This window comes from Pseudomonas sp. NPDC087697 (assembly GCF_044743155.1).
In the GTDB taxonomy this organism is placed as follows: domain Bacteria; phylum Pseudomonadota; class Gammaproteobacteria; order Pseudomonadales; family Pseudomonadaceae; genus Aquipseudomonas.
The window spans coordinates 142,881-157,349 of record NZ_JBIUVW010000005.1; the positions used below are offsets into that span (position 1 = coordinate 142,881).

Below are 14,469 nucleotides of genomic sequence, written 5' to 3' on the forward strand. Positions count from 1 at the left end.
TTGTACTTCTGGCTCATCTTCTCGGTAGAGCCATCAAACCGGCCCATCGATGTAAACCAGGTCCTCAACAAACCTGAGGAGCACCGTGCCTACGTTGCCCCGAAGGTATTGGCACTTCCCGACGGCTGGCCGATTTTTCATTAACTGAAGGACAGAACATGACCGGCTCAAAGCTCTTCGAACCGCTTCGATTGCCTAACGGCACGGTGATTCCAAACCGAATCGCCAAGGCTGCCATGGAGGAGAACCTTGCCAATGAGGATCACGCGCCAGGGGAAGCGCTGGCCAGGCTCTATCGGCGTTGGGCGGACGGTGGGGCCGGCCTGATCATCACTGGCAACGTCATGGTTGATCGCCACGCCTTGACCGGACCGGCTGGCGTGGTGCTTGAGGACGATCGGAACCTGGGCAAATTCACGCTATGGGCCGATGCTTGCCGCAGTCGCGGAGCCCAGGCCTGGATGCAAATCAATCATCCCGGACGGCAGCTATTGGCTTCAATGGGGCAATCAGCACGGGGGCCCTCCGCGGTTGCCGTCGACATTCCCGGTCTATCAAAGGCTTTTGTGCCGCCCAGGGCCTTGAATGAGCAGGAGATCGAAGAGCTGATTGAGCGCTATACCCATGCTGCAGTGCTGGCCGAGCGTGCCGGATTCACCGGCGTGGAGATTCATGCGGCGCATGGCTATCTGTTCAGCCAATTCCTTTCGCCCTTGACCAACAGGCGTAGCGACCGCAGGGGTGGCAGCCTGGAAAATCGTGCGCAAATTCTCCTGCGAACCATCGACGCCATACGTCAGCGAGTGGCGCCGACCTTTTGTGTCGCTGTGAAGCTCAATTCCGCGGACTTTCAACGAGGCGGTTTCGATGCCGAAGATGCGGCTCGCGTGGTGGAAATGCTCAACGCCAAAGCGGTCGACCTGGTCGAGCTGTCAGGTGGCAGCTACGAAAGCCCGGCGATGCAGGGACAGACCCGCGATGGCAGCCGCCTGGCTCGAGAAGCCTATTTTCTCGAGATCGCGCAGAGAATAGGAAAAATAGCGCGCATGCCGCTGATGGTCACCGGCGGCGTGCGTAGAAAGGAGGTCGCGGAGAGAGTGGTGAGCGGCTCGGTGTCGATGGTGGGGCTTGCCACTGCACTGGCAATCGAGCCGGCCCTGCCAAGCCAGTGGATGGCAGGTCAGAACACCGAAGTGGAGCCCATCGTCGTGCGTTGGAAGAACAAGGCGCTGGCATCGCTTGCATTGGCGTCGGTCGTCAAGAAGCAGCTCGGCTTGTTGAGCCAAGGAAAGCAGACAAAACCCAGGACGTCGCCACTCTTGGCATTGATCGGCAATCAGCTGAAATCTCGTCGCCAGGCGAAGAACTATCGGCAATGGATTGGCCGGGCCTAGGGTAGCGGCTTACCGGCGATTCGCTTGGCTCTGGCAGGTGTTACGCCCAGAGCCTTGAGAATCATCTCGGCGACCCGCAGATCGTGCTCTGGCACCGCACGCCCCTCGACAACCGAGCGCATGGCTCCGGTTGTGCACGATACGACCATGTCCAGGGCGATCCCTTCGTCCTCGTAAGCGAAAATGCCCGCGCGCAGACCTTCACGCAGATCGCCAAGCACATGGGCAGCCAAGCGCGAGCGCATGGCCTGATCGGAATGGATGATGCGCAGCAGTGCGTTGGCCCATTGATGGTCGTACGCGGCCCGGCATACGAACATGCGCACGCCAATCGAAAGCCGCTGTGCGCCGCAGTGCACGTCCGCGCTCAGGGCGGAAATGGCATCGGAGAACTCAGACGCCATGGCGATGCCAACCGCCTCGAGTACTTCGTCGCGTGTTCGAAAATAGTTGTAGATGGTGCCGTTGGATACCTCGGCCTCCGCGGCGACCTCGAGCAGTGCGATCTCCCCCACCTCCTTACGCGCGACAAGACGCAATGCCGCGTCCACCAGGCCGCGACGGGTGCGTTCACGCTTCTTGTGGCCTCGAGTGAGAGGCTCTTGCGCAGTTGCTACTGAAGGAAAAATGGGGGACGGCATCTTCAGGCTCTTAATCGAGGTGGTTCGTTGATGGTAATGGAAACGCTATCGGCAGTGACATCTTCGCTGGCCAAAAGACCTCGGCAGTCTCTGAGGAAACTGGCCGCTTCTGCGCCAGGGGCGTGGTGCATGATGATACGGTCGGGGCGAATCGCGACGAGCGTGCCTTTAGCAGCCAGCGGCAGGATGTCATGGTTCATGTCTTCGATGAAGTCACAACGGCCGCCGGAGCGTTGGCCGCGTGTTCTGATTTCCAGGAAGTGGCCGCCCATTTTTTCCCATGAAACGACTTGAGCAGTGGTCAGCAGTGACAATGGGTCTACGCCGAAACCAACCAGGGTCAGGTTGTCCCCAAGAGCATCGTCGCTCAGTTGGATCTGCTTTTGCATGTTGCGAACCCAAGCCTGGGGAAACAGGCTGCCACGTACCAGCTTGTCGCCCCGACGGTGCTTCACGAACAGGCCGTGTTTGAAGATGTTCTTCGGCTTGATGTCCAACTGTTCGAAGTACCTCCTGGTAGCGGGGGTCAACGTCAGCATGCGCATCAGGCCGTGGATGAAGAAAGCTGCGATCTTGTTCTTGGGCATCACCAGGCGACCCATGAGTTTCGCTAGATTGATCATCGCCTGAGCATGAGGACGGCGCTCTACGTCATAGGTGTCGAGCACCGCAGGCGCGGCATAGCCGCGAAGGACCCAGGCCAGTTTCCAGGCCAGGTTGGCGCCATCTCGAAGTCCCGCTACGAGACCTTGCCCGACAAAAGGCGGGGTGATGTGCGCTGCGTCGCCGGCCAGGAAGATGCGTCCCTTGCTAAATTTGTTGCAGCAGCGTGCGTGGAATCGATACACAGCCTTGCGCTCGATTTCCAGCTCCTGCGGTTTGATCCATGGCGCAATCAGCCGGGCTATGCTTTCCGGGCTTTCCAGCTCTTCCCGTGATTCGCCGGGTTGCAGCATGAACTCCCAGCGCTCCCTGCCACCGGGTGCGGGCATGTGCGGCGTTGGGCGCCGTGGATCACAGAGAAACTCAATGTGATCAATCGCTGACTTATGCCGGTTCATGACATCGACAATCAGCCAATCTTCCGCATAGGTCTGCCCTTCGAACTCCTGGCCAATCAGTGTTCTGACCCTGGAGCTTGCGCCATCCGCACCGACCAGGTACTGGGCGCGAACGGAATGTGAGTGACCCTCCTGATCCCGTATGGAGGCAACGACGCAGTCCGACTCCTCGACCAGGCTTTCGAGTTCGAAGCCGCCCAGGCTGGTCACTGACTTCAGCCGGGAAACCTGGCTGCGCATCGCTCGTTCGAGGTCAGGTTGATAGAACGTCACAAGCTTGGGATGGCCGTCGATACACCCTGCAGTGTTGGCGCGACCGAATTGCCCGAGAACCGGAGAGTGCATCCTCACTTCAGGGATAGCGATCTTCTCGAAAGCGTCCTCCGACAATCCGGCGAGTTGCAGGATACGCAGCGCCTCGTTGTCCAGGGCAATGGCGCGAGGCATCAGTACGATCTCATGGATCTTGTCCAGTACCAGCGTCGTTACCCCGTAGCGGCCGAGCAGCGCCGCGATTGTCGCACCTACCGGACCGTTACCGATAACCAGCACATCGACGGCGGTGGGAGGCAGTTCGGATACTTTCTTGTTGTTGTTCATATCGAGCCCTTGTTGTGATTGAAGTCGTGGGACGCGCAGGTCTCATCGTCAGGCAAGGTGAAGATATGTAAAATTGAGACATATTTCAATATTGATGTTTTTGTCATTAATTTTTGGGATCATTACCACACCGGGATGAGGCCACGTGGGCTGTACTGAGAGTGTCAGGAGGCTTGCGAATCGAGCGGTCCGAAGAGATGAATCCCGAATGCCTGAGGAGAGAAGGCACGCATGCGTCAGTTTCCGACCGGTGAGGCTTGGCTTCTGAGCCGATCAGCGTTGTCATTGGAGCCATGCTTCACAGCGCACAACTATGTTTTAGTCTTCAGGAATCAAACGTGGCGCGTCCGCAGCCCCATCCGAACCCAGTCCAGCTCTGCTTCGTCGAGTTCGAGCTCGACGAGGCCAACGCCTGCTTGTTACGTAACGGAGAAGCCGTGGCGTTGGCGCCAACGCCCTTCACACTGCTGTGCGTACTTGCACGCCAGCCGGGATCGCTGGTGACCAAGGATGCCTTGCTTGATGCAGTGTGGGGGCATCGGTTTGTCAGCGATTCGGTGCTGAAGACGGCCATCAGCGATCTGCGCAAGGTGTTGGGCGACGACCCCAGGCAGCCCCGCTTCATCGAGACTGTGTCGCGGCGCGGCTATCGCTTCATCGCCGCGCCGTCCCCTGCCCCTTCGATGCCGCCTGCATCCACGACGTTACCCGCGGCTGGCGCGCATCCGTCGCCGCCATTCATCGGTCGCACCGACGAGGTTTCAAGGCTGCAACGGGCGTGGGAGCGGGCTTACGGCGGCCAGCGCGCGGTGGTCTGGCTCGCCGGAGAACCGGGGATTGGCAAGACCACGTTGATCGAACATTTCCTCGCCAGCCTTGGCGGCATCGCCTGCGCACGCGGCCATTGCGTGGAACACTACGGTGCCGGCGAGCCGTACCTGCCGGTGCTGGAGGCGTTGGCCGATCTGTGCCGCAGCGACCCCACCCTGCCGGCGCTGTTGCGCGCCGTGGCGCCGACCTGGCTGCTGCAACTGCCGTGGCTGAGCACTATGGAGGAGCGAGATGCATTGCGGCGCGAGCTTGCCGGCATCGGCCCCGACCGCATGCTGCGGGAAATGGGCGAACTGCTGGACCGCTACACAGAGCAGCGCCCGCTGTTGCTGGTCACTGAAGACCTGCACTGGAGCGATCGGGCGACGGTCCAGCTCATCGACTATCTGGCGCGGCGACGTAGCCCCATGCGGCTTATGTGGCTGTCGAGCTTTCGCCTCGCCGAGGTGGTAGCGCTCGATCATCCGCTCAGCTCGTTGCGCCACGAACTGCGCCTGCAACGTCTGTGCGAGGAAGTGGTGCTCGATCCGTTCTCGGAAACCGAGGTCGCTGACTATGTTGCGCTGCATTCCCTCTCGTTGGCACGAGATGAAACTTTCGTACGTGCCCTGCACGAGCGCACTGACGGCGTGCCGTTGTTTGTATCGTCAGTCATCAGTGAAGTGATGGACCCAACGGACGACGACGCCACCATCGAGGCTCGGCTGGCGGGATTGGCGGTCCCCGAGAACCTCGCGGCCATCATCGATCACTACATCACCAAGCTCGGACAGGAGCAGCGTGCGCTGCTCTCGGCGGCAGCGGTGTGCGGCGTCGAATTCCGGGTCGAGACGGTTTCGTTGGCCCTCGAGCGCGACCTCGCATCTGTGGCCGACACCTGCGAAGAACTGGTGCGCGAGCAGGTATGGCTCACACGGTCGCGGGCCACCGACGTCGAAGAGACGGTAGAGCCACCCTACTCGTTCCGGCATGCCCTCTTCCGCCAGGTGCTGTACGACCGCACGCCACGCTCATTGCGCATCCATCTCCATCGCCAGGTTGGCACTGCCCTCGAACGCGAGCGCACGGCCGGCATGCCGGTCGCTGCCACGGAACTGGCAATGCACTTCGACCGGGCTCGGCAACCAATGATCGCGCTGCGCTACTACGCCGACGCCGCAGAAACCGCGCTGCTGCACTTCAGCCCGGCCTTGTGCATCGGCCTCACTGAGCGCGCGTTGGTCCTGCTGACGCAGGCACCAGGAGGGACCGAGCGCGATGCGCTCGAAATCACCTTGGCCACGCTGCAGGGCGTGTCGGCTTTTCACACGTTCGGTGTCGGCAACGAAGCCAGAAACGCGTTCGAACGCGCGTACACGCTGCTAACGGATGTACCCGAGCATCCAATGCGCGGTCGCCTGCTGCACGGATTCGGCTATCTGCTTGGTCTGCGCGGTGACTATGCGCTGGCGTTGGCGGTGGCGGAACGCGCCGAAGCCCTTTCGTCCGAGGCGAACGATCCAGCGCTCATGCTGGCAGCCTGCATCGTGCAGGGCGAGGTGCATCACCTTCAGGGTCGCACACAGACAACCCGTAGCTGGCTAGAGCGCGCCCTCGCGATTGCCGAGCCGCTGGACATCGGGGCGAACGAGATTTTTGCGGCCGATCCTCAGGTCATGCTGCACGGTATGCTGGCCATAGAACTCGTGCGTTCCGGCCTGATTGAGCAAGGCCGAGCCCACATGCAGCGGGCGCGGACCCGCGCGCAGGTGCTTCGCCAACCTATGACCTGGCTGGTCGCCACCTGGCAGGAGGTGTTGATCGAGGTGCGGATGGGCAACCCTGTGCGTGTAGCAGCGCTGGCTGACGACATGCAGAAGCTGGTCGATGAGTATTCACTCGCACTGGGGCGTACGGCTTGCCGCTGGTGGCGCGGCTGGGCCGACGCGCGCAATGGCGCGCCGCGCGACGGCTACCGACGCATCCGCGAGGCCTACGAAGAACACACCGGGCTCGGCATGCGCTCCGGTGCCAGCGAGGTGCTCGGCTACGCCGCCGAGGCGTTGCTGCTGGCGGGTGATTGCGACGCCGCGCGAGTCGAGCTGGAGCAAGCACTACGGGTGGGGGAAGAACTGGGCGAGCGCGTATACCTGCCGCAACTGTTGCTGCTGGAGGCAGCGATTGCGCGGATGCAGGGCCGGCTCGACGCCGGCAACACTGCGGTTCGGCATGCGATTGAGGAGGCTCGTACCCAGGAAGCACCGTGGCTGGAGCTGCTCGCGCTGGTCGAGCTGTGCGAGCACCACGACGCCACGGCCGAGGACCACCAGGCATTGGAGACGCTGGTTAACCAGTTGCCCGAAACTGACGGAACCGAGCTGGTGAAACGTGCACGCTCGCTGCTTCAGGCTGCAAAGCCTGCTTGAAGGGTTAAGGGCGCAAGCTCGCTCCCACAGGGCCGCGGCGTTCAAGCCCTTAACTTACCGGCATTAATTTCTGCGGGAGCGGCGCAGTCCCGACCGAAGTCTGACCTTTCGCTTACGACTCGACCCAGGGGGCGGCCTACGCTGTCGTCGAACTTTCTTGAGCCCCTGGTCTGCGATGATCCTGAACCCTGAATCCAAGTACCCGAGCCGCCGCTCGTACGTAGTGAAGCTGCGTGGCGATGCCGCGCCGGGGGCCCTCGTGGGCCGCCTCGAAAACCTGGTCACCGGACGTCAGCGCGAATTCTCGTCCGCCGAAGAGCTGCTGGAGTCGATTGCCTCGGACTTCGTGTCGGCGGCCGGCGAGCACACGGCAGATGCCGACGGCGAGTGACGCCTCCAACCTGAATGAGCGCTCGATATGGCGACCGAACGGCGACGCTTCGCTGACGACTTCGCGCACACCGGGCCCTACGCTGATGCCATCTCGAATCTACACGAGTCCAATGCGATGCCGCGACTTCCAGTTTCCTTTCCACTGCCCCTCCACACTGGCCGGACGACCATGCAACGGGCCGGGCTCGCCGTTGCGGCCGCCCTTGCCACTTCGATCGCCCTCGCCCTGGCCGGTTGCTCCACGCCGGTCGTCAAGCCGTCGGTCGACCTGCCGAGCAACTTCGCCGCGAGCACAGCCTCCGAGATGGAACCCGAGGCGGCATGGTGGGAGGTTTACCACGACCCGGTGCTGACGGATCTGGTGCGCCGTGCAGCGCGCGAAAACCGCGACGTGAAGATTGCCGCCGAACGCCTGCGCGCCGCGCGTGCCGGCGAAACGGTCAGCCGTTCCTGGTTGCTCCCGAGCGTCGGTGCATCCGCCTCCGGCAGCGATCGCAGCAGCGGCTACAACTCGGCCACAAAACAGGGTTATCCGGATACCAAGACCACCAGTGTGGGCCTGGACGTCTCGTGGGAGCTCGACCTGAGCGGCCGCCTGCGCGCCGGCGCAGCGGCGGCCAACGCCGATGCGCTGGCCGCAGAGGACAGCATGCGCGGCGTACGCCTGCTGGTGATGAGCGACGTCGTCAGCAACTACTTCTCACTGGTCGGCGCACAGCGCCAGGTCGCGACACTGCGCGCCATCTCGGCGATGCAGGACGAGACGCTGCGTCTGGTCACCGCGCGCCAGCAGGTGGGGCTGGCATCCGCCTTCGACGTCGAGCGCGCGCAGACCGACGCCTTGTCGGCGCGGGCGCAGATTCCGCCGCTGGAAACGCTGGCAGCCGTGTCGCGCCATCGTATCGCGGTGCTGATCGCCGACCAGTCCTTCAATACCGCGAACATCCAACCCTCGGGTGGCGATGTGGCGACGGTGCCCGAGGCCAAGCCGGGGCAGCCCGCCGCGCTGCTGCAACGCCGACCTGACGTGCTGGCGCTGATGGCGCAGCTCGACGCAGCCAATGCGCGCCGCCAGCAGGCCGCCGCCGAGTGGTTCCCGCAACTTTTCCTCGGCGCGTCCTTCGGCCGTCAGGGCCTGAACCTGAACGGCGCCGATCTCGGCGTTGCACGCTTCACTAACGTGGCGGGCCTGCTGGCGATGCCGATCTTCAACGCCGGGCGCACACAAGCGATCAACGAGGCTGCCGAAAGTGCTCAACAAGAGGCACTACTGCGCGCCGAGGACGGCATCGTACGGGCGCTCGAGGATGTGGAGAACGCCCTCGTCACGCTGTCACAGGAACGCCGCCGCGCCGGGTCGCTGCAATTGGCCGCCGCGTCCGCGGAGTCTGCGCAGAACCGCGCCCAGTCGCTCTATAACCGCGGGCAGATCGACCTGTTGCCGCTGCTGGATTCGCAGCGGGCGCGCCTGGCGGCACGCCTGAACGCCAACGACAGCAACACCCGCCTGCTGCTCGATAGCGTGCAGCTTTACAAAGCTCTGGGCGGGGGCTGGCAGGTGTTCGAACAACCCGCCACCCCCACCGCAGCCACCGCAGCCGACCGGCCACCACTGTCCTAAGAACCTGTCGCTTTTCAAAGAGGAACCGCCTTGAAGAATTCCCTTACTGCGGCCGGCGCCCTGGCCGTCGCCGTCATGCTGTCCGCGTGTAGCCCGGACCAGCCCACCGTGCAGGCACCACGGCCAGTACGCACCGTTGAAATCAACTATGACAATGCCCGCGAAGTCAGTCGCTACGTGGGCACCGTACAGTCGCGGCATGAAGTCGACCAGGCCTTCCGCGTGGGCGGCAAGGTCGCCCAGCGCAAGGTCGATGTAGGCCAGCTTGTGCACGAAGGCGACATACTGGCTGTGCTGGATGACAGCGATTACCGCCTCGCTGAGGAAGCGTCGCAGCAACAGTGGGCGGTTGCCGTCGAGCAGACGCATCAGGCCGACTCGGACCGCCAGCGCCTGACCGCGCTGAAGGTTGACGGCTCGGTCAGTGCGGCCGACGACGAGCGTGCCCATACCAATGCCCAGACCGCGCATGCAACCGCCGAGGCCGAGGCGCGAAAGCTTGAGCTCGCGCGCAACCGGCTCAAATACACCATGCTGCGCGCCTCTCGAAGCGGCGTCGTCACGGCTGTGCGCTTTGAGGCGGGGCAAATCGTGGCGGAGGGCCAACCGGTTGTCTCGATTGCGAATCCGGATGAATCCGAGATCGTCGTCGATGTGCCCGAGGATCAGCTGTCGGTCTTCAAGGAGGCGCGCTTCAAGGCCTCGCTGGCCAGTGCGCCAAACGAGACCTTCGATGTCACGCTGCGCGAGTTGTCGCCACAGGCTGCGGCGCAGACGCGCACCTATCGCGCGCGGCTTAAGCCGGTGAAGGCGCTGCCGCTAGGCGCCACCGCCACGGTAATGGCCGAACGCATGATAACAAGTGTCTCGGTGGCGGCCGTGCCGGCCACGTCACTGACGCAAAGCGGCGGCCAGCCAGCGCTCTGGGTGGTCACACCCGCGGGCAAGGATCCGGTAGGCACCGTCGAACTGGAGCGTGTGGCCGTTTGGGGCTACCGCAACGACGAGGTGCTCGTCTCCGGGCCGCAGGCCGGCGTATTGGTCGTCACTGCCGGGGTCCAGAAGATGACGTCCGGACTGAAGGTCGCGCTCCTCGGCGCGGCGATTGTTGACGCGAACACCCCGCAGCAGGCCGCCCGATGAACAACTTCAACCTCACCGACTGGGCGCTGCGCCATCGCGCCATCGTCGTGTTCATGCTCCTCATTGTCGCAGTGGCCGGCGCCTTCAGCTTCACCAGGCTCGGTCAGCTCGAGGATCCGAACTTTTCCGTGCCCTCCATGACCGCGATCGTCATCTGGCCGGGCGCAACCGCCCAGCAGATGCAAGACCAGGTCCTCAATCGCATGGAGAAGAAGTTCGAGCAGATCGACAACTTCGAGAAGGTGGTCACCTACGCGCGGCAAGGCTACGCAGGCATGACGCTTACCGTGCGCGGCGGCACCTCCAAGGCCGACCAGCGCGAGGCCTGGTACCAGGCGCGCAAGAAACTCAACGACCTGAGCCGTGAGCTGCCTGACGGCGTGATCGGCCCGATCGTAAACGATGAATACGGCGACGTGTATGGCCTGATGTACGCGGTCAAGGGCGACGGTGTCGGCCACGCCGACCTGTCGGACGCGGCCGAGGACATCAAGCGCCGCATGCTGAAGGTGCCGATGGTCAAGAAGATCGATGTCATCGGCAAACAGGCCAAGCGTATCTACGTCGAGTTCTCGCATGAACGCCTGGCAGCGCTGGGCATTACACCGCTGGCCATCGCCGAAAGCCTCAAGAGCCAGAACGCCCTGTTGCCCGCAGGCCAGATCGACACCAACGGCGACCGCGTCATGGTGCGCGTGAGCGGCCAGTTCGCCAGCGAAGACGCTATCCGCAACGTGCCCATCGCCGCGGGCGGCCGGCTGATCAAGCTCGGCGACATCGCGACCGTCTCGCGTGGCTTTGAGGACCCGCCAACCTACACGGTCCGCCACAATGGCCAGCCGGTGCTGATGCTTGGCATCACGATGACCAACGACGGCAATATCGTAGACCTCGGCAAAGCGATGGAGACAGCGGTCGACAAGATCCAGTCCGAGCTGCCGCACGGCGTGGAACTGGAGCGCGTGGCCGACCAGCCCTCCACTGTGAAGGACGCGATCTGGGACTTCGAGCGGTCGCTGATGGAGGCGCTGATCATCGTGATCGCGGTGAGCCTGGCCAGTCTGGGCTGGCGCACAGGCCTTGTGGTCGCGACCTCGGTGCCGCTGGTGTTGGGTGGCGTGGCGTTGGTGATGCTGGCAATGGGCTGGAACCTTGAGCGCATCTCGCTCGGCTCACTGATCATTGCGCTCGGCCTGCTGGTCGATGACGCGATCATCGCTATCGAAATGATGGTGGTGAAGATGGAGGCCGGCATGGACCGCGTGAAGGCGGCCGCGTTCTCCTACCAGTCCACCGCCATGCCGCGCCTGACCGGTGCACTAATCACCGTCGTGGGCTTCTTGCCCATCGGCCTCTCGAAGTCCACCACCGGCGAGTACGCGGGTGGCATTTTCTGGATCGTCGGCGCCGCGGTGCTGTTCTCGTGGATCTGCTCGGGGATCTTCACGCCGTACCTGGCGGTCAAGATGCTGCCCAATGACTTCGGCAAGCACCAGCATGCCGGCGATCCGTATGACTCGAAGTTCTACCGCAAGCTGCGCGGCCTGATCGACACCGCCATCGAGCGTCGCTGGGTTGTCATCGGTGCAACGTTTGGCGCCCTGGCGCTTGCTCTGGCCGGTATGAAGTTTGTGCCGCAGCAGTTCTTCCCCAACAGTTCGCGCCCTGAGCTGGTCGTCGACCTGCGCATGAAAGAAGGTTCGTCCTTCGCGGCGACCACCGAGCAGGTGAAGCGGATGGAGGCGCAGCTGTCGAAGGACGACGAAGTCAAGTACTTCACCGCCTACACTGGCGCCGGCGCACCGCGCTTCTATCTATCGCTCAACCCCGAACTGCCGAATCCGGGCTTTGCTCAGTTCGTCGTGATGACCAAGGATCTGGATGCGCGCGAGCGGGTGCGTGCGCGGCTGATGGCCGCGGCCGACCAGCAGTTCCCGCAGGCGTGGGTGCGTGTAACCCGGCTTGAGCTGGGGCCGCCCGTCGGCTACCCGGTGCAGTTCCGCGTCGTGGGGCCCGATACACAGGTGGTGCGCCAAATCGCCCGCGATGTGGAGAAGGTGGTCGCGTCCAACTCGAAGGTGCGCGATCTCCAGCTCGACTGGAACGATCCGGTTCGCACGCTGAAAGTGCAGCTTGATCAGGACAAGGCAAGCGCGCTGGGCCTCACACCGGCCGACGTGTCGCTGGCGACCCAGACCGTGATGAACGGCGCAACCCTGTCGCAGCTGCGTGAACACGAGGACCTGATCGACATCGTGGCGCGTGCCGTGCCTGAGGAACGCTTGAACCTCGACACACTGAAAGACACCAACCTCTACACGCGTCAGGGCACGGTGGTGCCGCTGTCGCAAATCGCACAGGTGCACTCTGAACTGGAAGAACCGGTGCTGTGGCGCCGCAACCGCGACATGGCGATCACAGTGCGTGCCGACGTGAAGGATGGCGAGCAAGGTGTATCGGTGACACAGGAAATCCAGCCGTTGCTCAAGGACATCGAAGCCAGGCTGCCGACGGGCTACCGCATAGACGTGGGCGGAGCGCTGGAGGAAAGTGACAAGGCCAACAAGGCGCTGCTCGCCGTGGCGCCGCTGATGCTGATCAGCATCCTGCTGCTGCTTATGCTGCAACTGCAGAACTTTTCCCGCATGTGGATGGTGATGCTGACTGCACCTCTGGGCCTGATCGGTGTGGTGCCGGCGCTGTTGGTGTTCCAGTCGCCGCTGGGCTTCGTCGCGATCCTGGGCATCATCGCATTGGGTGGCATGATCATGCGCAACTCGGTGATCTTGATCGACCAGGTGCAAACCGAGATCGCTGAAGGGCGTGACCCATGGAATGCCGTGCTGGATGCCGCCATTCACCGGGCCCGTCCGGTGATGCTGACGGCGCTGGCCACCGTGCTCGCAATGATTCCGCTAACGCGCAGTGTGTTCTGGGGGCCGATGGCAATTGCGATCATGGGTGGCCTTACCGTGGCGACGCTACTGACGATTTTCTTCGTCCCGACGCTGTACGCCGCATGGTTCAAGGTAGGTCGCCAGACGGCCGCTACCCAACAGGTACGGGGGGACGCCGCGCTCGCTTCTAAGTGATGAGTGCCGTGCACGCTGTTCCCGACATCACCACTAATTAGTAAGAAATGGAGTGATCGCTTAACGCGTGATGTGTTGTCCCCAAGATATCGGCAACCGAGACGACGGCAAGCGATGCGCTACACTTCCTTGGCTCTGCCGCGGCACCTGAGGTGCCAAAACCCCTGTCTCCTGATCTGGAGGTATCCAATGAGCGATAGCACCGAACTCACTTCCTTCACCGGCTGGGCCGCAACGGCGGCCGGCGCGCCACTGGAGCGCTATAGCTACGATCCCGGTCCATTGGGGGACGAGGAGGTGGAAGTCGCAGTGGAATATTGCGGCGTCTGCCACTCCGACCAGTCGATGATCGATAACGAATGGGGCCTGAGCCATTACCCCTTCATCCCCGGCCACGAGGTGGTCGGCAGTATCGTGCGAGTGGGCGCACAGGTACGCGGTCTCGAAGTGGGACAACGGGTGGGCATTGGTTGGTACAAGGGCAGTTGCATGCATTGCTCCTCGTGTATCGGAGGCTCCCACCATCTGTGCGGCACAGCCCAACCCACCATAGTCGGCAGCAACGGAGGCTTCGCCGACCGCCTGCGCTCGCACTGGGCCTGGGCTCTTCCAATACCGAACGGACTCGATCCGGCCATGGCCGGACCACTGTTCTGCGCGGGCTCGACGGTGTTCAACCCGCTTGTGGAATTCAACGTCAAGCCCACTGACCGGGTCGGTGTGGTGGGAATCGGCGGGCTCGGTCATCTGGCACTACGCTTCCTCAACGCTTGGGGCTGCGCAGTCACGGCCTTTACCTCGTCGTTGAGCAAGCAGGACGAAGCCAGGCGCCTGGGCGCGCACAAAGTAGTCGCCTCGACCGACAGTAACGCGCTGAAGTCCATTGCCGGCACCCTGGATTTTCTCCTGGTCACCGCCAACGCCGACCTCGACTGGCCAGCCATGCTCGGAACCCTGCGCGGCAAGGGCCGACTGCATTTTGTTGGCGCAGTGCCCGGCGCTATTCCAGTGCACGTGTTCGACCTGCTTCCCCAACAAAAGAGCTTGTCCGCCTCGCCGGTCGGCTCGCCCGGTACCACGGCGACCATGCTGGAATTCTGCGTACGTCATCAGATCCTGCCGCAGGTTGAGCACTTTCCCATGAGCCGGGTCAACGAAGCCATCGATCACCTGCGCAGTGGCAAGGCGCGCTACCGCGTAGTGCTGGACGCCAGCAAATGACAGACTGGCGCGTGGGGTAACGCCGCACGCGCCTCTAGAGGGTCATTGTCGAGCACCTTCAGTGACT

Annotated in this window: 9 protein-coding genes; 7 read left to right on the top strand and 2 right to left on the bottom strand. The window is 63.0% G+C overall.

The window, feature by feature from the left end:
• Nucleotides 1-158 precede the first annotated feature (158 nt).
• Complete coding sequence (locus ACIPIN_RS06075; RefSeq protein WP_401116643.1) at nucleotides 159-1,394, top strand: NADH:flavin oxidoreductase/NADH oxidase family protein; 1,236 nt, start codon at nucleotides 159-161, stop codon at nucleotides 1,392-1,394.
• Here ACIPIN_RS06075 and ACIPIN_RS06080 read toward each other — a convergent pair.
• Together ACIPIN_RS06080 and ACIPIN_RS06085 are read right to left on the bottom strand one after the other, a co-directional pair.
• The gene (locus ACIPIN_RS06080) at nucleotides 1,391-2,035 is read right to left on the bottom strand and encodes a TetR/AcrR family transcriptional regulator (RefSeq protein ID WP_401116645.1); all 645 of its coding nucleotides are present in this window, start codon (nucleotides 2,033-2,035) and stop codon (nucleotides 1,391-1,393) included. The two genes, ACIPIN_RS06075 and ACIPIN_RS06080, sit on opposite strands and share 4 nt — an antisense overlap.
• A gap of 2 nt (nucleotides 2,036-2,037) precedes the next feature.
• On the bottom strand, nucleotides 2,038-3,696 hold the full coding sequence (locus tag ACIPIN_RS06085; protein ID WP_401116647.1) for a bifunctional 3-(3-hydroxy-phenyl)propionate/3-hydroxycinnamic acid hydroxylase: 1,659 nt from the start codon (nucleotides 3,694-3,696) through the stop codon (nucleotides 2,038-2,040).
• A gap of 338 nt (nucleotides 3,697-4,034) precedes the next feature.
• Between ACIPIN_RS06085 and ACIPIN_RS06090 the strand changes: the two genes are divergently transcribed.
• From ACIPIN_RS06090 to ACIPIN_RS06115, 6 genes are all read left to right on the top strand, one after another.
• Nucleotides 4,035-6,932, top strand: coding sequence for an ATP-binding protein (locus ACIPIN_RS06090; RefSeq protein ID WP_401116649.1), 2,898 nt, complete (start codon nucleotides 4,035-4,037; stop codon nucleotides 6,930-6,932).
• A 175-nt stretch (nucleotides 6,933-7,107) separates the two neighbouring features.
• A complete protein-coding gene (locus ACIPIN_RS06095) occupies nucleotides 7,108-7,323 on the top strand; it encodes a hypothetical protein (RefSeq protein WP_401116650.1) in 216 nt (71 codons plus the stop codon).
• A gap of 117 nt (nucleotides 7,324-7,440) precedes the next feature.
• Complete coding sequence (locus tag ACIPIN_RS06100; protein ID WP_401116748.1) at nucleotides 7,441-8,946, top strand: efflux transporter outer membrane subunit; 1,506 nt, start codon at nucleotides 7,441-7,443, stop codon at nucleotides 8,944-8,946.
• 30 nt (nucleotides 8,947-8,976) lie between these two features.
• Nucleotides 8,977-10,089 carry an efflux RND transporter periplasmic adaptor subunit gene (locus ACIPIN_RS06105; protein ID WP_401116652.1) on the top strand — a complete coding sequence of 371 codons (1,113 nt, stop codon included), beginning with the start codon at nucleotides 8,977-8,979 and terminating at the stop codon, nucleotides 10,087-10,089.
• The gene (locus tag ACIPIN_RS06110; protein WP_401116654.1) at nucleotides 10,086-13,181 is read left to right on the top strand and encodes an efflux RND transporter permease subunit; all 3,096 of its coding nucleotides are present in this window, start codon (nucleotides 10,086-10,088) and stop codon (nucleotides 13,179-13,181) included. Before ACIPIN_RS06105 ends, ACIPIN_RS06110 begins: the two co-directional genes overlap by 4 nt.
• Nucleotides 13,182-13,370: 189 nt before the next feature.
• Nucleotides 13,371-14,402 (top strand): NAD(P)-dependent alcohol dehydrogenase, encoded by a 1,032-nt coding sequence (locus ACIPIN_RS06115; protein ID WP_401116656.1) that lies wholly within the window; start codon nucleotides 13,371-13,373, stop codon nucleotides 14,400-14,402.
• The last annotated feature ends 67 nt before the right edge of the window (nucleotides 14,403-14,469 follow it).

Excerpts from the sequence above, each read along its gene's own strand:
- ACIPIN_RS06075 (WP_401116643.1), top strand. The coding sequence starts at position 159 with ATGACCGGCTCAAAGCTCTTCGAACCGCTTCGATTGCCTAACGGCACG.
- ACIPIN_RS06080 (WP_401116645.1), bottom strand. The coding sequence starts at position 2,035 with ATGCCGTCCCCCATTTTTCCTTCAGTAGCAACTGCGCAAGAGCCTCTC.
- ACIPIN_RS06085 (WP_401116647.1), bottom strand. The coding sequence starts at position 3,696 with ATGAACAACAACAAGAAAGTATCCGAACTGCCTCCCACCGCCGTCGAT.
- ACIPIN_RS06095 (WP_401116650.1), top strand. The coding sequence starts at position 7,108 with ATGATCCTGAACCCTGAATCCAAGTACCCGAGCCGCCGCTCGTACGTA.
- ACIPIN_RS06100 (WP_401116748.1), top strand. The coding sequence starts at position 7,441 with ATGCCGCGACTTCCAGTTTCCTTTCCACTGCCCCTCCACACTGGCCGG.
- ACIPIN_RS06110 (WP_401116654.1), top strand. The coding sequence starts at position 10,086 with ATGAACAACTTCAACCTCACCGACTGGGCGCTGCGCCATCGCGCCATC.
- ACIPIN_RS06115 (WP_401116656.1), top strand. The coding sequence starts at position 13,371 with ATGAGCGATAGCACCGAACTCACTTCCTTCACCGGCTGGGCCGCAACG.